This window comes from Pseudomonas sp. MPB23 (assembly GCF_046605395.1).
In the GTDB taxonomy this organism is placed as follows: domain Bacteria; phylum Pseudomonadota; class Gammaproteobacteria; order Pseudomonadales; family Pseudomonadaceae; genus Aquipseudomonas.
In genome coordinates, this window is record NZ_CP176771.1 from 5,067,142 (window position 1) to 5,092,723 (window position 25,582).

Here is a 25,582-nt window from a genome sequence, read left to right on the forward strand (position 1 = left end):
GCGGACTATGAAAATCATGATTTGCCCGCTCAACGGGCCGCGCAATATCAGCGAGTTCACCTACGGCGGCGAGCTCAAGCCCATGCCCGATCCGGTCAACTGCAGCGACGCCGAATGGGCCGACTACGTGTTCAACACCGACAACCTCGCCGGTGTGGTGCGCGAATGGTGGATGCACACGCCGTCCAGCTACTGGTTCCTCGCCGAGCGCCACACCGTCACCGACGAGATCCTGCGCACCTTCGATCCCAAGGAACTGTTCACCCACCGCGTCGACTTCAACACCCCTCAGGAGATCGCCGGATGAACCGCCTCCCCGCCCCCATGGGCCTGCTGATCCACCGCGATCAGCCACTCGATTTCAGTTTCGATGGCCAGCCCTACCAGGGCTTGCAGGGCGACAGCATCGCCAGCGCCCTGCTCGCCAACGGGCGCTTTCTGATGTCGCGCTCGTTCAAATACCACCGCCCACGCGGGCCGCTGAGCATGGCCGGCCAGGACGCCAACAGCCTGGTGCAATTGCCCCAGGAACCCAACGTGCTGGCCGATGCCCACGCGCTGACCGACGGCCTGGCGGTGACCGCGCAGAACGTCAACGGTACGCTGGACCACGACCGCGATGCCTACATGGGCAAGTTCTCCAAATTCATGCCGGTGGGCTTCTATTACCGCTCGTTCTACAAGCCCAAGGGCATGTGGAAAGTCTGGGAGCCGATCATTCGTAAAAAGGCCGGCCTGGGCGTGCTCGACCTGAAGTTCCAGCCCGAGTACTACGACAAGGCCTACCTGTTCACCGACCTCGCCGTCATCGGCGCCGGCCCGGCCGGTTTGCAGGCGGCACTGACCGCCGCGAATGCCGGGGCCAAGGTGCTGCTGATCGAGCAACAGCCGGTGCTCGGCGGTTCGCTGACCTATGCGCGCTTTGACATCGCCGGCACCCGCGCCGACACCTTGCGCCATGCATTGCTCGACGCGGTGCAGCAACACGCAAATATCCAGGTGCTGACCGAGGCGACGTGCAACGCCTGGTTCACCGACAACTACCTGCCGGTGATCCAGGGCAAGCGCCTGTACAAAGTGCGCGCGCAGCAGTGCCTGGTGTGCAGCGGCTCGTTCGACCAACCGGTGATCTTTCGCAACAACGACCTGCCGGGCGTGATGCTGACCAGTGCCGCGCAACGCCTGATGAAACTGTATGCGGTCAAGCCCGGTAAACGCGCGGTGGTGCTCACCGGCAACGACGACGGCTACCTCGCCGCCCTCGACCTGCATGACCAGGGCGTGGACGTCGCCGCCGTCATCGACCTGCGCCACGCCCCCGCCGACACGGCGCTGTCGGGCGCGCTGGCGCAGCGCAAGATCCGTTGCCTGACCAACAGCACCGTGTTCGAGGCCCTGCACGAAAAAGGCATGCGCCATGTAAAGGCGGTCGATGTACGTCAGATCACCGGCCAGGGTCAGGTCAGCGACAGCGGGCAGGTGATCGACTGCGACCTGCTGTGCATGTCGGCCGGCTACATGCCGGTGTACCAACTGCTGTGCCAGGCCGGCGGCAAGCTGGCCTATGAGGACACTCGGGCGGAATTCAGCCTCAGCGGCCTGCCGCAGCACCTCAACGTGGCCGGCTCGGTCCACGGTCGGCACCAACTGGACAATGTGCTGACGGATGCAACCAACGCCGCCCACGACATCGCCCTCGCCCTCGGCTTGAGCCCTGCCGTAGTGCGTACTCCGCTGCGCGCCGAAGCCCAGGTCAACTTCAACTGGCCGATCTTCCCGCACCCCAAGGGCAAGGATTTCGTCGACTTCGACGAAGACCTGCAAGTGGCGGATATCGTCAACGCCACCCGCATCGGCTACCGCGATGTGCAGTTGGTGAAACGCTACTCCACCGTCGGCATGGGCCCGTCCCAGGGCCGCCACTCCGCGCTGCCGACCGCACGCCTGGTGGCCTGGGCGACCCAGCGCAACATCAGCGAAACCGGGGTCACCACCGCTCGGCCGCCGTTCGTGGCGGAGAAACTCGCCCACGTCGCCGGCCGGGCCTTCGACCCTTACCGGCAAACGCCGATGCATGCGCGGCATGTGCAGGCCGGGGCGAAGATGATGCCCGCGGGCATCTGGCAACGCCCGGCCTATTACGGCAAGGCCGAAGACCGCGACGCGTGCATGCAGGCCGAAGCCCTGCACGTGCGCAACAAGGTCGGGCTGATTGATGTGTCGACCCTCGGCGGCCTCGACGTGCGCGGCCCGGATGCCGCCGAGCTGCTCAACCGGATGTACACCTTCGCGTTTCTCAAGCAGCCGGTGGGCCGTTCGCGTTATGCGCTGATGACCAATGAACACGGGGTGGTGATCGACGACGGCGTGTGCGCGCGGCTGGCCGACAAGCACTTCTACGTCACCGCCACCACCAGCGGCGTCGACCGTATCTACCAGCAGATGATCAAGTGGAACGCGCAATGGCGCCTGGACGTGGACGTGACCAACGTCACCGCCGCGATCTGCGCGGTGAACGTGGCCGGGCCGGATTCGCGCAAGGTACTGGAACAACTGTGCAGCGACCTCGACCTGAGCGCCGAGGGCTTCCCGTACCTGGGCGTGCGCCAGGGCACGGTGGCCGGGATCAAGGCGCGGCTGTTGCGGGTCGGTTTCGTCGGCGAACTGGGGTATGAAATCCACGTGGCTGCGCGGCATGGCCTGGCGCTGTGGGATGCGTTGATGGCCGCCGGTAAAGCCTTCGACATTCGCCCCTTCGGTGTCGAAACCCAGCGCCTGCTGCGCCTGGAAAAAGGCCACGTGATCATCAGCCAGGACACCGACGGCATGACCCACCCGGCGGAAATCGACATGGGCTGGGCCGTCAGCCGCAACAAACCGTTCTTCATCGGCCGCCGCTCGGTGGACATCCTCGAAGCCCAACCGCTCAAACGCAAACTGGTCGGCTTCACCTTGCCCAAGGGCAGCGTGCAACCGCTGGAAGGCCACTTGGTGCTCAACGGCCCGGACATCAGCGGCAACGTCACCTCGTGTGAATACTCCACCAGCCTGGGCCGGATCATCGGCCTGGCCTATGCGGGGATCGACCAGAGCACACCGGGGCAATGCATTCCGATTCGCGTCGAGGGCGGCATCGTCGTCCAGGCCGAGGTGGTGCAGTTGCCGTTCTTCGATCCCGCCAACCAACGCCAGGAGGGTTAAGCCATGACCAGTCTGAAAACCCACGATTTGCTCACGCCGGCCTGCCGCCTGATCGACCAGACCGACCTGCCCCGGGTTGGCTTTCGCGGCACACAAAGCGCTGACTACCTCAACGCCCGCGGCTTCACCCTGCCCGACGCGCCCAACCGAGCGACCGCGCAAGCGGACGGCGGCTGGGTGGCGCGCCTGTCACAGAACGAATACCTGCTGCTGGGCAGCCCGGCGGATCAAGGCCAGCGCATCGCCGATGAAGAAGCACGCTGGGAACTCGACCACCGCGCCAACTACCTGCTGCCGCGCCAGGACAGCCACGCCTGCGTGCTGCTCAGCGGCGCGGTGATTGCGCGGGTGATGGCCAAGCTGTGCGGCGTCGACCTCAGTTTTCCGGCGTTCAAACCGGGGGCGGTGGCGCAGACATCGGTGGCACGCATCAACGCCATCGTCATCCACTCGGGCAGCGTCGACGCGCCAGCGTTCCACATCCTCTGGGACCGCGCCTCGAAGGAATACTTCGAGGGCGCGTTGCGGGATGCATTGGAGGAATTTGGCGGGAGCGGTCTGCACAACGGATGAAACATGAGAGGCTCATGGCCTGAGAACCCACGGGCCTCTTATGTGGAAGGGGGCTTGCTCCCTCCCACATTTGAATCGTGGCGTGTCAGAGAGATAGTTGTATTCAGTCGGTATACCCCAACCGCCCCGCCCTGACCGCCTGCGTGCGCTGACGCGTCGCCAGGCAGTAATACAGCGGGCACGTCACCATCAATCCCACCAGCCAGGACAAATCCGCGCCGTTGACCAGGTTGGCCCATGGCCCCACATACAGCGAGGTATTGGCAAACGGCAACTGCACGAGGATGCCGATGAAGTACGCGACGATCGCATGCCCGTTGAAACGCCCATACACCCCGCCATCCGCCTGGAAGATCGAGGCAATGTCGTACACCCCGCGCTTGATGACGTAGAAGTCGATCAGGTTGATCGACGCCCACGGCACCAGCACCAGCAACAGCGCAAGCACCAGGCCGATGAATTGCGAGATGAAGTCCGCCGATGCGCCCAGCGCCACCACGCAGCAACCGAAAAGAACCACGCCCGACAACCCCACACGTACCTTGATGCTCGGTGTCCATTGGCTGGCGAAGGTCTGGATCGAGGTGATGATCGACAGCACCGCGCCGTACAGATTCAGGGCGTTGTGGCTGATGATATTGAGCAGGAACAGCACCATCAGGATCGGCCCCAGCCAGCCGGTGGCTTGCTTGACCGCGAGCATGGCTTCGGTGCCTTCGGGCGTGGCCAGTGCCGCGACCAGGCCAAACGCGAAGGACAGGATGGTGCCCAGGGTCGCCCCCAGGTAGGTGGCGATGAACGGCCGGGTGATGCCGATATCCGCCGGCAGGTAGCGCGAGTAATCACTGGTGTAGGGCGAAAAGCTGATCTGCCAGATCACCCCCAGGGACACGGTGGCCAACCAGCCCGCCGCGTTGAAACCGCCACGGCTGAGGAAGTCCGCCGGCAGGTCATGGACGAAGATGTAGACAAAACCAGCAAGCAACGCGCTGCCCATCACCCAGGTGCCGATGCGGTTCAAGGTATGGATGAACCGGTAGCCGATCACGCCGATGGCCGTGGCGCTGAGCGCGCCGATCAGGATGCTCGCCGGCACCGGGACCGACGGCACGATGCCGACGATGGACTGGCCGGCCAGGACGATATTGGAAATGAAAAAGCCGATGTAGATCAGCGCCGCAAAGAACACGATCAGCAGCGCGCCATAGCGGCCGAACTGGCCGCGGCTCTGGACCATCTGCGGGATGCCCATGCGCGGGCCCTGGGCCGACGCGAGGGCGATCACAATGCCGCCGAGCAGGTGCCCGAGGACAATCGCCAACAACCCCCACACGAGGTTGAGATGGAACACCTGGGCCACCATGGCGCCGGTGACGATGGGCAGCGGTGCGATGTTGGTGCTGAACCATAAGGTGAACAGGTCGCGGGCCTTTCCGTGGCGCTCTGCGAGGGGAACGTAATCGACCGTGTGATGCTCGATCAGCGGGTCTTGCCGGGACATCTGGGGCATGGAAATGAACTCGTGTTTGTCTGATCTTATAGTTGTTTGACGCCACACCGGGGGCGCTCTACGGCGGCCCCTCAGATGAACACCATATTATGGTATTCCAACATTTTCACAAGGCTGATCCGCAATCCTGGCGCTCATCTGATCCGCCATTGTGCCACATGGCCTATTGCCATTTCTCGGCATAATCCCTGTATTTATTGGTTAAAAGACCCAGGATTGACGTTCATCGGGCGACTGAAAAAGCAGTTGCAAGGTTTGTATTACGGTATACCATCAGACCTACAAGCTCATAAAAACCACGCTATCGCCCCAAGAGGACCGCCCCATGATCGACGCCGCTATCTACAAACAAGTGATGGGTTCGTTTCCGTCCGGGGTCACGGTGATCACCACCCTCGATGACGACGGGCAAATCGTCGGCCTGACCGCCAGCGCCTTCAGTTCATTGTCGATGGACCCGGCGCTGGTGCTGTTCTGCCCCAACTACAGCTCCGATTCCTACCCGATCCTGATCAAGAACAAACGCTTCGCCATCCACGTCCTGTCCGGTGGGCAGCAAACCGAAGCCTATGCTTTCGCGCGCAAAGGCAAAGACAAAGCCCAAGGCATCGAATGGACGTTGAGCGAGCTGGGCAACCCGATCCTGGCCAATGCCACGGCGGTGATCGAGTGCGAGTTGTGGCGCGAATACGAAGGCGGCGACCACGCGATCATGGTCGGCTCGGTGAAGAACCTGATCGTGCCCCGGCAGAACGCCGGGCCACTGGTGTATTGCCACGGCAAGATGGGCGCATTGCCCATGCCGGCCTAGGCCCCACAGCCAATCATGTGGGAGGGGGCTTGCTCCCGATGGCGGAGGAACAGCCAGCTTATCTGTAGCTGACCCACCGCTATCGGGAGCAAGCCCCCTCCCACAAGGTCAGGTGCGGAAGCGACTGACCAACTGGTTCAACGTCTGCGACAACGCCGTCAATTGCTGCGCATCCCCGCGCGTGGCGTCGGCCAGGCTCGCCACCAACTGCGCATCCCCGTGAATCTGGCTGATATGCCGATTGATGTCTTCGGCCACCTGGTGCTGCTCCTCGGCGGCGGTGGCGATTTGCGTGTTCATGTCGCGGATCACGTCCACCGACTCGCGGATCAAACCGAAGCTTGCGCGGGCGTCATTGATCGACACCACCGTTTCCTGGGACACCTCCAGGCTCGCGTGCATCTGCTTGCCCATCTGGTGCGTGCGCCGCGCCAGGTTGCCGAGCAACCCGTCGATTTCGCCGGTGGAATCCGACGTGCGCTTGGCCAGGGCGCGCACCTCGTCCGCCACCACGGCAAAGCCACGCCCTTGCTCACCGGCGCGGGCAGCTTCGATCGCGGCGTTGAGCGCCAGCAGGTTGGTTTGCTCGGCGATCGAGCGGATGGTGCCGAGGATCGACTGGATGTCGTTGCTGTCTTTTTCCAGTTGCTCCATGGCCTCGGCGGAGTGGCCGATTTCTTCGCTCAAGCGCCCTACACTGCTCACCGCCGCGTCGATCTGCTGCTGGCCGGTGCGGGCCTGGCGCTGGCCGTTATCGGCCGAGTCGGCGGCCTGGCTACAGGAGCGCGCGACTTCGTTGGAGGTGGCGACCATTTCATGAAACGCCGTGGACACCATGTCCACCGCTTCGCGCTGGCGCTCGGCGACGTCGGCCATTTCCACCGAGACGTCGGTGGCACTGGTGGAGCTGCTGTGGATCTGCCCGGCCGCCTCGCCGATGCGCTGGATCAGCGTGCGAATCGCTTCGAGGAACTGGTTGAACCAGCCGGCCAGTTGCGCCGTCTCATCACGGCCCTTCACGGCCAGGCGCGCGGTCAGGTCGCCCTCGCCCTGGGCGATGCCTTCCAGGCCGCTGGCCACGCCGCGGATCGGCTTGACGATCAGCCCGGCAAACCCGGCCCCCGCCACCGCGAACAACACCCCACACACCAACGCGATGGCCGCAATCAGCCAGGTCAGGCGTGCCGCGCCGGCCATCACCTCGCTCTCGCGCACCAGCCCGACAAACCGCCAGCCCAAGGCCTTGGACGGCCACACCAGCGCCATGTAGCGCTCGCCGGCCAGTTCCACTTGCACCAGGCCCTGGCCGGCTTCGCTCAACTGCCGATAGCCATCGCCCAGCTCGCCGAGCTTTTTAAAGTTGTGGGAGGGGTCGCTCGGGTCCACCAGCACGGTATTGTTGGCTTCCATCAGCATCAGGTAGCCGCTCTCGCCCAGCTTGATCTGCTTGACCAGATCGGTGAGCTGCTTGAGCGACACGTCGATGTTCACCACCCCGCTCGCCTTGCCTTGGGTGTTGTTGAAGCTCTGCACGGTGCTGACCAGCACCACATTGTCAGCGGCCCAGTAATAGGCTTCGGTGCGCAGGGTCTTGCCCGGCTGCGCCATGGCCGTCTTGTACCAGGGCCGCGTGCGCGGATCGTAGTTGGCCAGCTTGGGGTCGCCGGGCCAGAACACGTAGCCACCGTCTTCGGTGCCCAGGGACAGGTAGGTGTAGGCCGAGTGACTCTTGGCCAGGCCCTCGAACAGCGCGAACAGTTGCTGGTCGCGCGCGCCGGGGGCGACTTGCGCGGCATCACTGGCCAGGTAGCGTTTCACATCGGCATTGATCGCCTGCAACTGCGGGTGCGCGGCCAGGTAGGCGACGTTCTGGCTGATGCCTTCGAAAAACAGTTGCATGGCATTGTCGACCTGGCGGATCTCGCGCCCGCTGCCGTCGATAAAACTGTCCCGTGCCTCATGACGCACGTTGAGGATGATCAACACCGCTACCAGAATCACCGGTAGGCTGGCGATCGCGGCAAAGGCCAGGATCAATTTTTGTTTTATGTTCATCGGACTCGCCTTCCTTGTCAGGTGAGGGTGTAAGCGTTGGAGAGAAAAGTTTTGCGGATATTCCATATTATGGTATACCAACAATCAATCCGCCGAATAGCTGTCATTACCGGCCAGCTTCACAACGGCGTGAGCACTTAAGGGCCCGCGGTCGACCGGCCGATCACACTAGATCCGAGGTAAGCGTCATGAAGTTTTCCCTGTTCGTACACATGGAACGTTGGGACGAGAGCATCAGCCACCGCCAGTTGTTCGAAGACCTGACCGAATTGACCCTGATGGCCGAAGCCGGTGGCTTCAGCACCGTATGGATTGGCGAACACCACGCCATGGAGTACACCATCTCGCCCAGCCCGATGCCGTTGCTGGCTTACCTCTCGGCCAAGACCACCACGATCCACCTGGGCGCCGGCACCATCATCGCGCCGTTCTGGCACCCGCTGCGGGTGGCGGGCGAATGCGCCTTGCTCGACGTGATCAGCAACGGCCGCATGGAAGTCGGCCTGGCTCGTGGCGCCTACCAGGTGGAATTCGACCGCATGGCCGGCGGCATGCCCGCGGCCAGCGGCGGCCAGGCGCTGCGTGAGATGGTCCCGGTGGTCCGCGCGTTGTGGCAAGGCGACTACGCCCACGACGGCGACATCTGGAAATTCCCCACCTCCACCAGCGTGCCCAAGCCCGTACAGAAACCCAACCCGCCGATGTGGATCGCCGCCCGCGACCCGGACTCCCACAACTTCGCGGTGGCCAACGGCTGCAACGTGATGGTCACGCCGCTGATGAAGGGCGACGAAGAAGTCCTGGACCTGAAAAACAAATTCCAGACCGCCCTCGACAACAATCCCGACGTGCCGCGCCCACAACTGATGGTGCTGCGCCACACCCACGTGCACGCCGTCGACGACCCCGAAGGCTGGAAAGTCGGGGCCAAGGCAATCTCCAAGTTCTATCGCACCTTCGATGCCTGGTTCGGCAACAAGGAAGTGCCGGTCAATGGCTTCCTGGCGCCAAGCCCGGAAGAAAAATTCGCCGGCCGCCCGGAGTTCGAGCTGGACAGCCTGCACAAGACCGCAATGATCGGCACCGCCGCAGAGATCATCCCGCGCATCAAGTACTACCAGGAACTGGGCGTGGATGAGTTCAGCTTCTGGTGCGACAACAGCCTGCCCCATGCCGAGAAGAAAAAATCCCTGGCGCTGTTTATCGAGCAGGTCGTGCCCGCGTTTCGTTGATCGGTAACGCTCAAAGCCGCTTGCCTCTTCACCGAGCAAGCGGCTTTTTGCTGCCCGCTATCGTCACGTGATCGGAAAGGGTCTATTGCCGATCAAAATGTACTAACCAGTTACTTATGTTGCTAAAATCGCGTCTTTGCCCTCTCACCTTCGAGTCCTGTCGATATGAAACGAGCATCGCGCGCCACCGGCGCCTCAAGATTCCTCCTGCTGGGCCTGGGCGTCATCATCGCCCTGCTCGGCCTCGCGCTGGCCGTTGGCGGCGTCAAGCTGGTCAGCCTGGGCGGCTCTTGGTACTTCCTGATCGGCGGCGTCGCCATGGCGCTGGCCGGCCTGCTGATTGCCCGGCGCAACACGGCGGGCGCGTGGCTGTTCGCAGCGTTTCTGGTGGGCACGGCCATTTGGGCAGTGGCGGATGTGGGGCTGGTGTTCTGGCCGCTGTTCTCGCGGCTGTTCATGTTCGCGGTGATCGGCCTGGTGGTGGCGCTGGTGTATCCGCTGCTGGCCGGCAAGCCCGCGCGCGGCGCCTATGGCGTCGCTGCGGTATTGGCGGTGGGCGTGGCGGTGGCGGCGGGCAATATGTTCGTCGCTCACCCCAGCGTCGCGCCGACCGGCAAAGGCCCCGGCATCACGCCGGTGGCCGCAGCCGATGCGCAGAAAGACTGGGCCCACTACGGCAACACCGAAGGCGGCAGCCGCTTCGCCGCGCTGGACCAGATCAATCGCGCCAACGTCGACAAACTCAACGTGGCGTGGACCTACCACACCGGCGACGTGGCCCTCAGCGACGGCAACGGCGCCGAAGACCAACTCACGCCCCTGCAGATCGGCAACAAGGTGTTTATCTGCACGCCCCATAACAACCTGATCGCCCTCGACGCCGACACCGGCAAAGAGCTGTGGAAGAACGATATCAACGCCAAGTCGGCGGTTTGGCAGCGTTGCCGGGGCATGGCGTATTTCGACGCCACCGCACCGATCGCCCAGCCGACCCGGCCAAACAGCTCGCCGATCATCGCCGCCAGTGTGCCCGCCGGTGCGCAGTGCCAGCGGCGCTTGCTGACCAACACCATCGACGCGCGCCTGATCGCCGTGGATGCCGACACCGGCCACTTCTGCGAAGACTTCGGCACCCACGGCCAGGTGGACCTGAAGGCTGGCCTGGGCAATGTGCCGGACAGCTACTACCAACTGTCCTCCGCGCCGTTGATCGCCGGCACCACCGTTGTGGTCGGCGGCCGCGTCGCCGATAACGTCCAGACCGACATGCCCGGCGGCGTGATCCGTGGCTTCGACGTGATCAGCGGGCAGATGCGCTGGGCCTTCGATCCCGGCAACCCGGACGACAAAAAAGCCCCGGCGGATGGCAGCACCTATGTGCGCAGCACGCCCAACAGCTGGGCGCCGATGTCCTATGACCCGCTGATGAACACGGTCTTCCTGCCCATGGGCAGTTCGTCCACCGACATCTACGGCGTGGAACGCACCGCGCTCAACCACAAATACGGCGCCTCCGTGCTGGCGCTGGACGCCTCCACCGGTGCGGAAAAATGGGTCTACCAGACCGTCCACAACGACCTGTGGGACTTCGACCTGCCGATGCAACCGAGCCTGATCGACTTCACCCCACCGGGCAGCGACAAGGCCGTACCGGCGGTGGTGATCGGCACCAAGGCCGGGCAGATCTATGTGCTCGACCGCGCCACCGGCCAGCCGCTGACCGACGTGCAAGAAGTGCCGGTCAAGGCCGCGAATATCCCCAACGAACCGTACTCGCCAACCCAGCCAAAATCCGTGGGCATGCCGCAGATCGGCGCACAGACCCTAACCGAATCAGACATGTGGGGCGCCACGCCGTACGACCAATTGCTGTGCCGCATCGACTTCAAGGGCATGCGCTACGACGGCCTGTACACCGCGCCGGGCACCGACAAATCCCTGAGCTTCCCCGGTTCCCTGGGCGGCATGAACTGGGGCAGTCTTTCCACTGACCCGGTACACGGTTTTATCTTCGTCAACGACATGCGCCTGGGCCTGTGGATCCAGATGATCCCCTCGCAGAACAAGGCCCAGGCCACGTCCGGTGGCGAAGCGCTGAACACCGGCATGGGCGCGGTGCCGCTCAAGGGCACGCCGTATGCGGTGAACAAAAACCGCTTCCTGTCGGTGGCCGGCATTCCGTGCCAGGCGCCGCCGTTCGGCACCCTCACCGCCATCGACATGAAGACCCAGCAAATCGCCTGGCAAGTACCGGTCGGCACCGTGGAAGACACCGGCCCGCTGGGCATCCGCATGCACCTGCCGATCAAGATCGGCTTGCCGACCCTCGGCGGCACCCTGTCGACCCAGGGCGGCCTGATCTTTATCGCCGGCACCCAGGACTTCTACCTGCGCGCCTTCAACAGCGGCAACGGCGAAGAAATCTGGAAAGCCCGCCTGCCCGTCGGCAGCCAGGGTGGCCCGATGACCTACGTGTCACCGAAAACCGGCAAGCAGTACATCGTCATCACCGCCGGCGGTGCGCGCCAGTCCACCGACCGTGGCGACTACGTGATCGCCTACGCCCTGCCATAACCCTGTCCTTTCGCGCGGTACCCCCGTACCGCGCGTCCTGTTTCTGGAAGACCACGCATGCCTCCTGCTTCTCACTTTTTACCCAACAACCTCGTTGGGCGCCTGCTGCTGGGCCTGGCGTTTGGTACCGCCCTGCCCGCCCAAGCCGATGACAACACCTTGACCGGCGACTGGGGCGGCCTGCGCCGTGAGCTCGACGAGCAGGGTGTTCGCTTCACCGGCGACTACAGCGGCGAAACCGCGTACAACGCCCACGGTGGCCAACACCGTTCGGCACGCTACTCGCAAAACCTCAAGCTCGGCGTGCAGTTCGACCTGGGCAAGTTGTATGGCTTGAACAACGGCGACCGTATCCAGTTGACCCTCAACGACCGACGCGGCAACAGCGCCTCCGAAGACCTGGTGGGCAACCGCCTGCCGATCCAGGAAAACTACGGCGGCCTCTACACCCGCCTGACCGAGTTGAGCTACGAGCGCACGCTGTTCACCCCGGCGCTGAACCTCAAACTCGGTTATATGGCCATGGGCAACGACCTCGGCGGTCTGGACAGCGGCATCCTCTGCACCTTCATGAACGCCGGTTTCTGCGGGCACCCGCTGAACATGTCCGGCGGCAGCGGCTGGACCAACTACCCGAATGCGCGCCTGGGCGCGCGGGTGAAATACGACTTTTCGCCGTCCTGGCAACTGCGCGTGGCCGCCTTCAACGTGGACCCGGAGAGTAATGGCAACGCCAGTCGCGCCTGGAAGCTGAGCCCCAAGCACACCACCGGCGTAGTGATACCGATCGAGCTGGTGTACAAACAGGCCGGCACGCTGCCGGGTGAATACAAGCTGGGCTATTACTACGACAGCTCCGACGTCAAACGCATCGGCAGCAATGAAAAGGTCAGCGGACGCGGCGGCCACTACCTGCTGATCGACCAGGCAGTCTGGGCGTCCAGCGCCTCGGCAGGTCGTGTGCTGCACGCCTTCGGCCAATACTCCGCCGCCAGCGAAGCCGCTTCGCCGTTCAGCAAGTGGTATGGAGCGGGCGTGGTGCTGTACAAACCGTTCGAAGGCAGGCCAAGGGACACCCTCGCCCTGGGTTACGGCCGCGCCGTGCAGAACCCGCGCAGCCGCGATGTGCAGGAACTGGCCGCGTTCAACGCCGGGGCGGATTATCCCAACCTGAGCAATGCCGAACAGTTGATCGAACTCAGCTACGGCTACCAGGCCACGCCTTGGCTGAACCTGCGCCCGGATGTGCAATACATCATCGAGCCGGGGGCGTTTTCCGGGCAGGACATCGACAATGCGCTGGTACTCGGTTTACAGGTCAAGGCGGTGTTTTGAATAAGGCCGGACCGGCGCGTGTCAGGAACCCACTTCATCGACGTATGATCGGAAGAACCAATCTGAAACATCTTCTGTACGGTACTGGAGTCGGGTTCCGCCGGTAATTTCCGCCAGCAGTACGGAACTGTCACCGGAGTTATCGAAGATGTAGGCTCGATCACTCGCGGCAACCGCCTGCGGCAGCAGCTTCAACGATTTTATATATCGCTCACGCACTCTCTCAGGCTCAACCCCATGACCACCTTCCCGAACGCGGATTTCCACACGGTCAATGTTGATGTCTGAGTTTTCCGTTGAAACAAAATAGAGGTAGGTCCGATACCCGCGAGTCTGCGCGTCCTGCATGAACTCAACCTTGCTGGGATGAGACATCACCGTTTCAAATGTGAAGCTCACACCTTTTTCCAGCAAACGCTGCCGGATAAAGTCAGCGATCACCGACGCAAAATACGAGTCGATCTGGACATTTCAATAGTCAACCTTAGAACCTTGCAGACCTAGCTTTTCAGCCTGGCCCATCAACCCCTTTTTAACGAGCAGATGGTGCTCGGTATGGAACGCGAGCAGTTCAGGCAGTGCAACTTCGATATCAAACGGCGAAAGATCGACGAAGCCACTGGCTTTGGCCTCTTTTTCCAGCTCGTCAGCGTTCACATACGTCTTGATTAAAGCAGGGTCCAATTCACCTTTGATCGTGCTTTTACCTGAGCCGTTAGGACCAGCAAATACACGAAGTCTAGGCACAACCACCTGCCGCATGCCTGTCGACCTTACGCACGGTGATCACTTCATCCACCGTGACTTTGCGACGTGGTTTGGCTTTCTCCACGATGATTTTGCTGCCGTCCTGCGCGACGCGGACCAAATTCCCGGCTTCAATGCATAGAACACCTCGCTGACTAACCGACAGTGCTCGAAAATACGCGGAGTGAGTGGCTTTACTAGCTTGGCTTGGAACCAAAAGTTCCAATGCCTCTATTTCGCGGTCTGAAACCTTCTTCGCTTCTTTTTTCATAGAGATTCTCCCGGCAAGCTGCACTGCTGCACCTCTGGGCTGGATGATAGCTCCGACGCCCTCCTTTAAAAAGGGCCGTGCATCGACCTCAGCAAGCCTAGGCATAAGCGCCTTGCTGATACTCCCGCGGCGTACACCCAAACTCCCGCCGAAACACCGTATGCAGGTACTGCGCCGACGTGAAGCCGCACTGCTGCGCCACCTCGGCAATCGCCAGGCCGTGGTTTTCCAGGCCCTTGGCGGCGGCGGCGAGCTTGAAGCGCAGGATCTCGTCATGCACGCTGCACCCGCGCTCCTTGCGAAAGTGAGATTCCAGGGATGAGCGCGACACGCCGACATAAGCCGCCACCTGGGCTGTCTTGATGCCCTGGCAGGCGTACTGGCGGATAAACAGCAGCGCCTGCATCACATAGGGATTGCCCAAGGGTTGATGCAGGCTGGAAGCCTGCACATTGATTGCATCCGGCGGCACCAGAATCTGCGTGCCGGCGCAGGGTTTGCCGTGCAGCATCTGATGCAGCAGCGCGGCGGCGGTGCGGCCCATGGTTTCAGTGCCCTGGATCACCGAACTCAGCGGCACCCGCGTGAGGGTGCGGGTCAGCGGGTCATTATCGATGCCAATCAGCGCCACTTCTTCCGGCACCGCAATACCGGCGGTGAGGCAGGCCTGCAGCAATTGCCGGGCGCGTGCGTCGGTGACGGCGATGATGCCGATGGGCTTGGGCAGGCTCTGCAACCAGGCGATCTGCTGTTCCACCGCGCTGTCCCACAACGGCGCGCTGGTGCCCAGGCCGCGATACACCTCCACGGGCAAACCGTCGCATTGCAACAGGTGCTTGAAGGCCTTTTCGCGCTCTTGGGCCCAGCGATTGGCCTGGGCCGGCGGCAGACTGAAACAGGCAAAACGGGTCAGGCCGGCCTCGATCAAATGCTCATACGCCAGCTTCATCAAGGCATGGTTGTCGGTGGCCACGTAGGGGATGCCCTGGGGATAGGCGCCCGCATCCGCATAAGAGCCGCCCACCGCCACCACCGGCAGCTTACTACCGGCCAGCGCTTCGCCGATCAGCGGGTCGTCGAAGTCAGCAATGATGCCGTCGCCCTGCCAACGTTCGATGCCTTTGAGGCGACACAGGAAATCTTCCTCCAGGAACAAATCCCAGGACGCGCGGGTGCTACTCAGGTAATTGCCGATGCCGGCAATAATGCCGCGATCGTAGATTTTGCTGCCGTTGAACAACAGGGCAATGCGGTGGACAGGCGGTAGGGTTTTCATTGTTTTTGTCCTGGGGCCGGTCGGTGCAGGTTAAGCGCGCGGGTTGGAGATCTCAATGATTTGGCTGCGCGATGGGTTGCGTATTAGGTCAGTCCTGATAGCGGGCCTCGGGTGAGGCCCGCTCAAGTTACTGGACCTTTAGAAGTACGAATACACTCACTAGCCAAACACCAGTACCCATTATCATTATTAAATGGATTTTCAGTAAACGCTTAAGGTAAAGGGGAAAGTTTTCATGATCGATAGGATTCAAGTCACCAAGGCGGATATATACCCTTGGCATCGTTATCATCCCAGTGATTTTTGCCATCTCCAACAAGGACCAAATCAAGCCACGATTTCCCAAACTCGGCCCCCAAAGATAAATATAGCGACTGTTTTTCAATGCCTCTTTTATCGCGTCCAAGTGACGATGACTCAGATACAAGCTGTACGCGATACTCCCGAGTTCGAGCAGAAAAGGCCCGACTAAAAACCAGATAGCGGGCCAGGATTTCCAAATTTCCTGCGTCGTCATTGCGTCGTTTTCTCGTACAGTTTTTCTCCAATTTCCTCCCCTCCGGCACCACCGATCGTCGTGCCCACCCATGCGCCAGTCCCGACTATGGCCGCGACACAGGCGACCCCTCCAATACCACCTGTTGCCACACCAAGTGCCAAGCAGATGGGAGCACTGGCAAGTTGACCTATCACTCCACCCCAAGCACCACCCAGTGTGGCTCCAGCAAATTTACCGCTTTCAGTAAACTTGACCCTCTCACAAGCCTGCGCAGAGCCACCGTTACACACCTGCTGAACAGCCAACACCGAAGCCACTCCACCAATTCCAATCCCGATATACCCTCCCATCTTCATGTATTGGGTAGCACGACTAACCGCCTCCACATGAGCGCAATACCCCGGGATCTGCCCCGGCCCACCCGCCTTGTCCCAATGATGCACAAGGCTGCGACTGGAGATACCCAGCGCGGTTTTCAACTTGGGATGATCACCCAGCGTCGTCTGGCCACGCAGGCGGGTGGAGTTCAGCAGGTGCGCGTCCAACTGGACGAGCAGCCGCTGGCGCTCGGCGAAGAACTGCGGCGACTTGAGGTGACCGTGCTGCCGATACTGTTCCTGATGCAAGCGCTCGATGGCTTGCAGGGTGTTGCGCAGATTGGCCAGATGGGTGTCCATCACTACCGCGCTGACACCAAGCCACGTTGAGGAATGGCCGATAAAACTGGCGATTTCTGCACCGTGTCGGTACAGGAAGTCGGCCTCGTCCGGCGTAAGAGGATCAAGGGCTGCTTCACCTGTTGAGCAGCCTGCATAAGCTGCGCTTCCTGATAGGTACAGGAGGTGTTGTTTGGATCACTGAGTACGATCATCGAGCCAGCTTTGACGTTGCTGGTCTTAGGGTTGAGGGCCTGAAATTTCCTCATTACAGCAGGATCGGGCACGGGGAAAAGCAGGCTCTCCAATGCCTCGCGGCTCATGCTGTTGGGCACGATATAGAAACCGGGCTCCTCGCCCGTCAGCCCGTTAACGGCAGAGGCTGCCGAAGCGTGCGAAGGGCCATAGGCCGACGGTTGCGACGCGATCGGGCGACTCGTGGCTGGCGCTTCATAGCCCTTGTTGCTGTAAGTAGCGGTGTGAACCGAGGGAATGAATGTGGCTTGGCAAGGGCAACCGCTGAAACTATCCAGCGTGCCGGCCATACGCCTGCCACGGCTGTTGATATGTGAAATACCGCCAACGATGCGATACGTTTCTCCGTTCCTTCCACACGTGACGCGGTCCCCCTCGCAGGTATGAAGGAGGCCATACAGGTTGACGCTGCTATCGCCGTCCAGCACCTCCCCCCCGCACGTCGTTTTGTCACCCAGACCAATGAAATAACCGATGCTCATTTCAGAATCCTTATCCAATGGGACATTCCGCCACACCGTCACACTGACTGGCGAGCCGAACTCTGAAGAGGCAATTACTGGGCGTAAAGTCGGACGCTTCCGCAAATAAGGTAAGGGTTTGATTACAGAAATACCCACAACGCGCCGACCAGTACCCATGACTCAAAATCGCACTACGCCTTGGTGATTTTCATAATCGGCAAGCCCAGCGCCGTTGCTAGTATCCAGACACCGCCAAGAACAATAAGGAACACGCCATGACGTACTTCCCCGGTGTCGAGAAGGTTCGCTTCGAAGGCCCCGCCAGCGACGCCCCGCTCGCCTTTCGCCACTACGACGCCAACAAACTGATCCTCGGCAAACCGATGCGCGAGCACCTGCGCATGGCCGCCTGTTATTGGCACACCTTCGTGTGGCCCGGCGCGGACATGTTTGGCGTGGGCACCTTCAAGCGTCCGTGGCAGCGCAGCGGCGAGCCGATGGACCTGGCCATCGGCAAGGCGGAGGCGGCCTTTGAGTTTTTCTCCAAGCTGGGCATTGATTACTACAGCTTTCACGACACCGATGTGGCGCCGGAAGGCAGCTCGCTGAAGGAATACCGCAACCACTTCGCGCAGATGGTCGACCACCTGGAGCGCCACCAGGAACAGACCGGCGTCAAGCTGTTGTGGGGCACCGCCAATTGCTTCAGCAACCCGCGCTTTGCCGCCGGCGCCGCGAGCAACCCGGACCCGGAAGTATTCGCCTACGCCGCCGCCCAAGTGTGCAGCGCAATGAACGCCACGCTGCGGCTCAAGGGTGCCAACTATGTGTTGTGGGGCGGTCGCGAGGGCTATGAAACCCTGCTCAATACCGACCTCAAGCGCGAGCGCGAACAGCTCGGGCGCTTTATGCGCATGGTGGTGGAACACAAATACAAGATCGGCTTCAAGGGCGACCTGTTGATCGAACCCAAGCCCCAGGAACCGACCAAGCACCAATACGATTACGACAGCGCCACGGTGTTCGGCTTCCTGCATGAATACGGCCTGGAACACGAGATCAAGGTGAACATCGAAGCCAACCACGCGACCCTGGCCGGGCACAGTTTTCATCATGAAATCGCCACCGCCGTGTCCCTGGGCATCTTCGGCAGCATCGACGCCAACCGCGGCGACCCGCAGAACGGCTGGGACACTGACCAGTTCCCCAACAGCGTCGAGGAAATGACCCTGGCCACCTACGAAATCCTCAAGGCTGGCGGTTTCAAGAATGGCGGCTATAACTTTGACTCCAAGGTGCGCCGCCAGAGCCTGGACGAAATCGACCTGTTCCACGGGCATGTCGCCGCCATGGATGTACTCGCCCTGGCCCTGGAACGCGCCGCGGCGATGGTGCAGAACGACCGGTTGCAGCAGTTCAAGGACCAGCGCTATGCCGGCTGGCAGCAACCGTTGGGCCAGGCGGTCCTGGCGGGCGAATTCAGCCTGGCATCCCTGGCCGAACATGCGTTTGCCCATGAGCTCAACCCCCAGGCCGTGAGTGGTCGGCAAGAGATGCTGGAGGGCATCGTGAATCGGTTTATCTACACCTGATTACGCTCCTACAAGGGATCGCGGCGGTGACATTTGCGCGACAAATCTATGCACAAGGCGTCGAAGCACGCTCTACAGTTCTATCCGCATCACGCTGTGTCTTTCCAACAACAATAAAAGGACGCACCACCATGAAGTCATTTAAACGCACCCTCCTCGCCACTGCCCTGGCCCTGCTCGCCCTGCCGGTGATGGCCGACCCCGCCCATCCGAAAATCGGTTTTTCCATCGACGACCTGCGCCTGGAACGCTGGTCCCGCGACCGTGATTACTTCGTCGCAGCGGCGGAGAAACTCGATGCCAAGGTCTTCGTGCAGTCGGCCGATGCCAACGAGCAGAAACAGATTTCCCAGATCGAAAACCTCATCTCCCGCGGCGTCGATGTGATCGTCATCGTGCCGTTCAACGCCACCGTATTGACCAACGCCGTCGCCGAAGCCAAGAAGGCCGGGATCAAGGTGGTGTCCTATGACCGCCTGATCCTCAATGCCGACATCGACGCGTATATCTCCTTCGATAACGAAAAAGTCGGCGAGATGCAGGCAAGCGGCGTGCTGCAAGCGGCGCCCAAGGGCAACTACTTTCTGCTCGGCGGCGCGCCCACCGACAACAACGCCAAGGTCCTGCGCGAAGGCCAGATGAAGGTGCTGCAACCGGCCATCGACAAGGGCGATATCAAGATTGTCGGCCAGCAATGGGTCAAGGAATGGAACCCCACCGAAGCCCTGAGCATCGTCGAAAACGCCCTGACCCGGAACGACAACAAAATCGACGCCATCGTCGCCTCCAACGACGCCACTGCCGGCGGTGCGATCCAGGCCCTGGCCGCGCAGAAGCTGGCGGGCAAGGTGCCGATCTCCGGGCAAGACGCCGACCTCGCCGCCGTCAAGCGCGTGATCGACGGCACCCAGACCATGACCGTGTACAAACCGCTCAAACTGATCGCCACCGAAGCCGCCAAGCTCTCGGTGCAGCTTGCACGCAATGAAAAGCCCACCTACAGCTCGCAATACGACAACGGCAGCAAGAAAGTCGACACCATCCTGCTCACCCCGACCCCGCTGACCAAGGCGAATATCGACCTGTTGGAGAAAGACGGGTTCTACACCAAAGAGCAGATCGGCGGCCAATGACCGCCATGGCCGACTACCTGCTGCAAATGAACGGCATCGTCAAACGCTTCGGCGGTGTCAACGCGCTCAACGGCATCGACATCAAGGTGCGGCCGGGGGAATGTGTCGGCCTGTGCGGCGAGAACGGTGCCGGTAAATCCACCTTGATGAAGGTGCTGTCGGCGGTCTATCCCCATGGCACCTGGGACGGCGAAATTCTCTGGGACGGGCAGCCACTCAAGGCCCAGTCGATCAGCGAAACCGAGGCCGCCGGCATCGTCATCATTCACCAGGAACTGACCCTGGTGCCCGACCTGTCGGTGGCCGAAAACATCTTCATGGGCCACGAACTGACCCTGCCCGGCGGACGCATGAACTACCCGGCGATGATCCACCGCGCCGAAGCACTGATGCGCGAGCTCAAAGTGCCGGACATGAACGTCGCGCTGCCGGTGTCGCAGTACGGCGGCGGCTACCAGCAACTGGTGGAAATCGCCAAGGCCCTGAATAAACAGGCGCGCCTGCTGATCCTCGACGAGCCCTCCTCGGCCCTGACCCGCTCGGAAATCGAGGTGTTGCTCGATATCATCCGTGACCTCAAGGCCAAGGGCGTGGCCTGCGTGTACATCTCCCACAAGCTCGATGAAGTGGCGGCGGTATGCGACACCATCACGGTGATCCGCGACGGCCAGCACATCGCGACCACCGCCATGGCCGACATGGATATCCCGCGGATCATCACGCAGATGGTCGGGCGTGAAATGAGCAACCTCTACCCCACCGAGCCCCATGAAATCGGCGAGGTGATGTTCGAAGCGCGCCACGTCACCTGCTACGACGTCGACAACCCCAGGCGCAAACGCGTGGACGACATCTCCTTCGTGCTCAGGCGCGGGGAAATCCTCGGCATTGCCGGGCTGGTCGGCGCCGGGCGCACGGAGTTGGTCTCGGCCTTGTTCGGCGCCTACCCCGGTCGCTACAGCGCCGAAGTCTGGCTCGATGGCCAACTGATCGACACGCGCACGCCACTCAAATCGATCCGCGCCGGGCTGTGCATGGTGCCCGAGGACCGCAAGCGCCAAGGCATCATTCCCGACCTGGGCGTGGGCCAGAACATCACCCTGGCGGTGCTCGACACCTACGCACACCTGACGCGCATCGACGCCGAAGCCGAACTGTGCAGCATCGACCAGCAAATCGCGCGCATGCACCTCAAGACCGCCAGCCCGTTCCTGCCGATCACCAGCCTGTCCGGGGGCAATCAGCAAAAGGCCGTGCTGGCGAAAATGCTCATGGCCAAGCCCAAGGTGCTGATCCTCGACGAGCCCACGCGCGGGGTGGACGTGGGCGCCAAGTACGAGATCTACAAGCTGATGGGCGCGCTGGCGGCCGAAGGCGTGGCGATCATCATGGTCTCCTCGGAACTGGCCGAAGTGCTCGGCGTGTCCAACCGCGTGCTGGTGATCGGCGACGGCCAGTTGCGCGGCGATTTCATCAACGAGGGGCTCACCCAGGAACAGGTGCTCGCCGCCGCGCTCAGCCAAAATAATAATGATCGGAAGACCGCTTAGATGAATCAGCTCAAACAGCTATTCACCCGCTACAAAATGCTCGCCCTGGTGATCGCCGTGGCGTTCATCTGGCTGTTTTTCAGTTGGCAGACCGAGGGCGGTTTCCTCACCCCGCGCAACCTGTCCAACCTGCTGAGGCAGATGTCGATCACCGGGATTCTGGCGTGCGGCATGGTGCTGGTGATCATCAGCGGCGAGATCGATTTGTCGGTGGGTTCGTTGCTAGGGTTATTGGGTGGGCTTGCGGCGATTCTGGACGTGGTCTATCACCTGCCGCTGCTGGCCAACCTGAGCCTGGTGGCGCTGTGCGGCTTGATGATCGGTTTGGCCAATGGCTACATGACCGCCTACCTGCGCATCCCCTCGTTTATCGTCGGTTTGGGCGGCATGCTCGCGTTTCGCGGGATTCTGCTGGGCATCACCGGCGGCACCACGATTGCGCCGGTGTCGCCGTCGCTGGTGTATGTGGGCCAGGGCTATCTGCCGCATCACGTGGGGGTGGGGCTCGGTGTTTTGCTGTTCGCGCTGACCCTGTTCCTCACCTGGAAACAACGGCGCAACCGCGCGCTGCATGGCTTGGCCGCGCACTCATTGATACGCGACGTGCTGCGCGTGGTGGTGATCGGCGCGGTGCTCGCCGGGTTCGTCACCACCCTCAACAGCTACGACGGCATCCCGGTGCCGGTGCTGCTGTTGCTGGTGCTGCTCGGGGTGTTCAGCTACGTCACCAGCCAGACCGTGTTCGGCCGCCGCGTGTATGCGGTGGGCAGCAACATGGAAGCCACGCGCCTGTCGGGCATCAACGTACAGGCGGTGAAACTGTGGATCTTCGGCATCATGGGCGTGATGTGCGCCCTCGCCGGCCTGGTCAACACCGCCCGCCTCGCCGCCGGTTCACCGTCAGCGGGCAACATGGGCGAACTCGACGCCATCGCCGCGTGCTTTATCGGCGGCACCTCCATGCGCGGCGGCTCGGGCACGGTGTACGGCGCGCTGCTCGGGGCGCTGGTGATTACCAGCCTGGATAACGGCATGTCGATGCTGGACGTGGACAGTTACTGGCAGATGATCGTCAAGGGCAGCATTTTAGTGCTGGCGGTGTGGGTGGATGTCAGTACGCGGGCCGGGCGGCGGTAAGCAGCAACGATCATTCTCACTGGATGTGGGGATGATCATGACCATGCTGGAAGCACACGACGTCAATAAATCTTGGCGCCATCGTAAATATTGTAGATATGTCCAGGGACCTCAGAGGGAGCCGAAAAATAGACGAACAACTTTCCACCCTGCTCCTGGACAGCCATTACTTTCATGGGCTGGCCAGCGCCTATCGCGACGTGATCTTTCAAGAAACTAGTCGATAAGTTCTTTTTCGGTATGGACTCATCAAATACGTAGACGACCTGCTGAGTGGCATCCCCATGACCTTTTGCAACGCCTTTCGCCCAGCCTTCCCACTCCACTGAATTGTGTGCGGTCGCCGAGGCGGACTGTACGCCAGGATCCTTGAAGACTTTGCCTACGCCATTTTTAATCCTACTTGCGCCCTCTGGGGTGACGTACGCCGAACGATACGCCTTGCCCTCATAAGGCTTTAATTGGTCAAACTCACGCAAAAACTCTTCAAGTTCCGGCGTACGCCGATTCGCACGCAGGGGCTGATTGACGAAGTCTGAGTCAGCGTGAATATAAGTACCCACATGCTCAAAGTTATCCGCATTACTTTCTCCGATAAGTTTAGTGAGTGTCTGTGTGAATTCGTCTTTCTGCTGCTCGGTGAGCGCGTCACCTGAATGATTGTGTTTTTCCACAACGGCAGCCAGTTCTTTGCGTGCGTCTCTATATTTTTGCGAAAACGCCTGCGATATCTTCCCGCCGCCCTCTACGCCTCTTCTCCTCCATACACCTGCGTCATCAGGCTTGGCAATTTTCCCGCTGCTGACTAACTTTGTTGGATCATCAGGTTTTTCTACGCGTAACACATAGTGCATACCATCGCCGGCATCAGGCTTTCCGGAAACGAAATATTTCACACCGTTCAGCTCAATCTGCCTTACACCCGGTTGACTGCGGGGCAACGGACCGGCGGTAACCTTAAACTGTTCAATGCCCTGAGCGGCTTTTTTGGAAGCATTGGGTGCCCACGTCAAACCCTGTACGCCGCCTTCCCATTTAACCCCGGCAACGCCAGGCTTAAGGCTGTAACTCGCAAAATTTACCGACGGTTTCAAGAACTTCGGGATGATGGGTTTAACCAGTCGGATAGCCCCCCTCGTAAGGCCAGCAGCAACTTGTTCAACAGGTAGCATGAGTGAAAGAAGATCAATCCATATTTGGCCTATTCCTTCGAGCGGGCGACCCGCAACTATTGCCTCAATACCGCGCCAAAAAGGCACGAAACCTTTAAGGATTTCACGACGCTTCTCCCTGTCTTCCTTAAATGTTTGATAGTTGTCTCTATCCGCTTTCTCAGCTTCAGTGACGCGCTCCGGATCCTCCTCTGCCTTGTACAGCAAATCCAGATCCTTCATATAAAACAGTGTTTCGGACACCTTCGTGCCGATCTGGCCGGCACGCTCCACGAATTGTGCCTGGTGGTTTGGCTCTGCGGCACTGCCTTGCGCAGGTGGCGGAATTATCGCCAATGGTTCCAACGTATAAAGTTGGGCGAAAAAAGGCGTATTGTCCGGTCGAGCGCCCGCTTGCCGATCAACTTTCGTCTCATACCGCTGCCCTTGAATGCTGGGTTTTGGCCACGCGGTGAATGCGTTCGAATAACTGCCGTCGGGTAAACGTTGTTTTCCGATGACACTGTGGCCCTCGAATATGCCGACATAGTTATCCCGCTTAATCACGGTCCCCCGCTCGGGGTTGACTTCATATACCGTTGTCTTTCCTTTGTGAACGGCTTTAATCAAGAACGTACTGCGCTCAAGCTCGCCGCCCTCTCCCGGCGACTTCATTGCATACACACCGACTTCACCGTGCGCTATGGCCATTTGATCCGCCGGGGAAAGCGTTGACAGGGTGTATTGGATTATCGTTGCGTAGGCGGTTTTCTTGGTCGCCAGATCAGCTTTGAAGTCTTCCCCGAATTTTTGGTCATCGTAAATAGCCACCGGATATTTTTTATTATCTGGGTCGTCATGGCCTTTGATGGGCGATACGAGTTGTGTCCCAGTGAAATAATCCTTCCTCATTGGCATGGGGGTAGAGAGGCTACCGATTGCACCCGCCACCTTTTCAAGATGCTGATCCAATGCGGCAAGGGCTTTTTGAATGTCCGTTTGCGAAAAGTCGGTTTTCTCTTCAAGAACGCCATTGGCAACGGCCCATTCCAGTGCGGGGCCAATGCGTGTCGACGCAACAAAAAGCTCTTGCTCGGGTGTAACCGCCATAGCACTCATTTTACCGGGCAAGGCGATCAGTTCATCCTGGGTCATCCGCTTCGAAGAGCCCGGCTCGATGGCCTCGGCCAGGTTGACACCGTGCTGAAAACTCACCCAGCTCACGGAGCTTTTGCTGAGTTCTGTGGGAGCATTATTTTTGCCCGCATGGGCCGATGAGCCGCCAGTGACCTGAAGCGGATTGGCTGCCGAGGGCCCTGATGCTGATTTGGGCGCCTCACTGTTGTCCACTGCGTGAGAACCAACGGATCGTTTGGTGCGACGGCCCCTTGTTTCTGCGCCCCCTTCAACGTCTCTGGCCCAATGACGATCGGTAGGAAGTGTAAGAATATTGGTGGTCATTATTCATCATCACGCTAGTGGAATGTTCTCTCAACCGCGGAAGGAAACACAGCGGTAGATTTGTCCTCCTTGTGTGGCACAGAGGTAAGAAATTGTTCC

18 protein-coding genes and 2 pseudogenes are annotated in these 25,582 nt (G+C 60.9%); 11 read left to right on the forward strand and 9 right to left on the reverse strand.

Annotated features, from left to right (window positions below; translation table 11 throughout):
- The first annotated feature begins 7 nt into the window (after positions 1-7).
- The 3 genes from ACLH0J_RS22805 to ACLH0J_RS22815 are packed head-to-tail and all read left to right on the forward strand — an operon-like array spanning position 8 to position 3,774.
- The gene (locus ACLH0J_RS22805; RefSeq protein WP_411389141.1) at positions 8-307 is read left to right on the forward strand and encodes a sarcosine oxidase subunit delta; all 300 of its coding nucleotides are present in this window, start codon (positions 8-10) and stop codon (positions 305-307) included.
- Entirely contained in the window at positions 304-3,201 is a 2,898-nt protein-coding gene (locus ACLH0J_RS22810; protein ID WP_411389142.1) for a 2Fe-2S iron-sulfur cluster-binding protein, read from the forward strand. Before ACLH0J_RS22805 ends, ACLH0J_RS22810 begins: the two co-directional genes overlap by 4 nt.
- A 3-nt stretch (positions 3,202-3,204) precedes the next feature.
- Complete coding sequence (locus tag ACLH0J_RS22815; RefSeq protein ID WP_411389143.1) at positions 3,205-3,774, forward strand: sarcosine oxidase subunit gamma; 570 nt, start codon at positions 3,205-3,207, stop codon at positions 3,772-3,774.
- 103 nt (positions 3,775-3,877) lie between these two features.
- Here ACLH0J_RS22815 and ACLH0J_RS22820 read toward each other — a convergent pair whose 3' ends face one another.
- Complete coding sequence (locus ACLH0J_RS22820; protein ID WP_411389144.1) at positions 3,878-5,284, reverse strand: purine-cytosine permease family protein; 1,407 nt, start codon at positions 5,282-5,284, stop codon at positions 3,878-3,880.
- A 325-nt stretch (positions 5,285-5,609) separates the two neighbouring features.
- On the opposite strand from ACLH0J_RS22820, the gene ACLH0J_RS22825 reads away from it, so the two are divergent.
- On the forward strand, positions 5,610-6,095 hold the full coding sequence (locus ACLH0J_RS22825) for a flavin reductase family protein (protein WP_411389145.1): 486 nt from the start codon (positions 5,610-5,612) through the stop codon (positions 6,093-6,095).
- A gap of 108 nt (positions 6,096-6,203) precedes the next feature.
- On the opposite strand, the gene ACLH0J_RS22830 is transcribed toward ACLH0J_RS22825, so the two are convergent.
- Both ACLH0J_RS22830 and ACLH0J_RS22835 read right to left on the reverse strand, forming a co-directional pair.
- On the reverse strand, positions 6,204-6,971 hold the full coding sequence (locus tag ACLH0J_RS22830) for a methyl-accepting chemotaxis protein (RefSeq protein WP_374048343.1): 768 nt from the start codon (positions 6,969-6,971) through the stop codon (positions 6,204-6,206).
- Between the two features lie 90 nt (positions 6,972-7,061).
- Positions 7,062-8,216, reverse strand: a pseudogene (locus ACLH0J_RS22835) (cache domain-containing protein); the annotation flags it as partial.
- A gap of 122 nt (positions 8,217-8,338) precedes the next feature.
- Here ACLH0J_RS22835 and ACLH0J_RS22840 point away from each other — a divergent pair.
- The 3 genes from ACLH0J_RS22840 (at position 8,339) to ACLH0J_RS22850 (ending at position 13,291) form a co-directional block, all read left to right on the forward strand.
- Positions 8,339-9,382 (forward strand): LLM class flavin-dependent oxidoreductase, encoded by a 1,044-nt coding sequence (locus ACLH0J_RS22840; RefSeq protein WP_411389146.1) that lies wholly within the window; start codon positions 8,339-8,341, stop codon positions 9,380-9,382.
- Positions 9,383-9,547: 165 nt separating this feature from the next.
- Positions 9,548-11,956, forward strand: a complete 2,409-nt coding sequence (locus tag ACLH0J_RS22845) for a glucose/quinate/shikimate family membrane-bound PQQ-dependent dehydrogenase (protein WP_411389147.1) — start codon at positions 9,548-9,550, stop codon at positions 11,954-11,956.
- Between the two features lie 57 nt (positions 11,957-12,013).
- The gene (locus ACLH0J_RS22850; RefSeq protein ID WP_411389148.1) at positions 12,014-13,291 is read left to right on the forward strand and encodes a carbohydrate porin; all 1,278 of its coding nucleotides are present in this window, start codon (positions 12,014-12,016) and stop codon (positions 13,289-13,291) included.
- 21 nt (positions 13,292-13,312) lie between these two features.
- On the opposite strand, the gene ACLH0J_RS22855 is transcribed toward ACLH0J_RS22850, so the two are convergent.
- From ACLH0J_RS22855 to ACLH0J_RS22875, 5 genes and pseudogenes are all read right to left on the reverse strand, one after another.
- Positions 13,313-13,732 (reverse strand): zeta toxin family protein, encoded by a 420-nt coding sequence (locus ACLH0J_RS22855; RefSeq protein WP_411389149.1) that lies wholly within the window; start codon positions 13,730-13,732, stop codon positions 13,313-13,315.
- Between the two features lie 30 nt (positions 13,733-13,762).
- Positions 13,763-14,053 (reverse strand): hypothetical protein, encoded by a 291-nt coding sequence (locus tag ACLH0J_RS22860; protein WP_411389150.1) that lies wholly within the window; start codon positions 14,051-14,053, stop codon positions 13,763-13,765.
- Entirely contained in the window at positions 14,031-14,309 is a 279-nt protein-coding gene (locus ACLH0J_RS22865; RefSeq protein ID WP_276197462.1) for a hypothetical protein, read from the reverse strand. Before ACLH0J_RS22865 ends, ACLH0J_RS22860 begins: the two co-directional genes overlap by 23 nt.
- A 97-nt stretch (positions 14,310-14,406) precedes the next feature.
- Positions 14,407-15,585 carry a XylR family transcriptional regulator gene (locus tag ACLH0J_RS22870; protein ID WP_411389151.1) on the reverse strand — a complete coding sequence of 393 codons (1,179 nt, stop codon included), beginning with the start codon at positions 15,583-15,585 and terminating at the stop codon, positions 14,407-14,409.
- 513 nt (positions 15,586-16,098) lie between these two features.
- A pseudogene (locus ACLH0J_RS22875) lies at positions 16,099-17,477 on the reverse strand (PAAR domain-containing protein).
- Positions 17,478-17,734: 257 nt separating this feature from the next.
- Between ACLH0J_RS22875 and xylA the strand changes: the two are divergent.
- The 4 genes from xylA to ACLH0J_RS22895 all read left to right on the forward strand — a co-directional run bounded on the left by xylA (position 17,735) and on the right by ACLH0J_RS22895 (position 22,871).
- Entirely contained in the window at positions 17,735-19,051 is a 1,317-nt protein-coding gene (gene xylA, locus ACLH0J_RS22880; protein WP_411389152.1) for a xylose isomerase, read from the forward strand.
- 131 nt (positions 19,052-19,182) lie between these two features.
- Entirely contained in the window at positions 19,183-20,184 is a 1,002-nt protein-coding gene (xylF, locus tag ACLH0J_RS22885; protein ID WP_411389153.1) for a D-xylose ABC transporter substrate-binding protein, read from the forward strand.
- On the forward strand, positions 20,181-21,734 hold the full coding sequence (xylG, locus tag ACLH0J_RS22890; protein ID WP_411389154.1) for a D-xylose ABC transporter ATP-binding protein: 1,554 nt from the start codon (positions 20,181-20,183) through the stop codon (positions 21,732-21,734). Before xylF ends, xylG begins: the two co-directional genes overlap by 4 nt.
- Positions 21,735-22,871, forward strand: a complete 1,137-nt coding sequence (locus ACLH0J_RS22895; protein WP_411389155.1) for a sugar ABC transporter permease — start codon at positions 21,735-21,737, stop codon at positions 22,869-22,871.
- A gap of 62 nt (positions 22,872-22,933) precedes the next feature.
- Here ACLH0J_RS22895 and ACLH0J_RS22900 read toward each other — a convergent pair whose 3' ends face one another.
- Positions 22,934-25,483 carry a hypothetical protein gene (locus tag ACLH0J_RS22900; RefSeq protein WP_411389156.1) on the reverse strand — a complete coding sequence of 850 codons (2,550 nt, stop codon included), beginning with the start codon at positions 25,481-25,483 and terminating at the stop codon, positions 22,934-22,936.
- Positions 25,484-25,582: the final 99 nt, after the last annotated feature.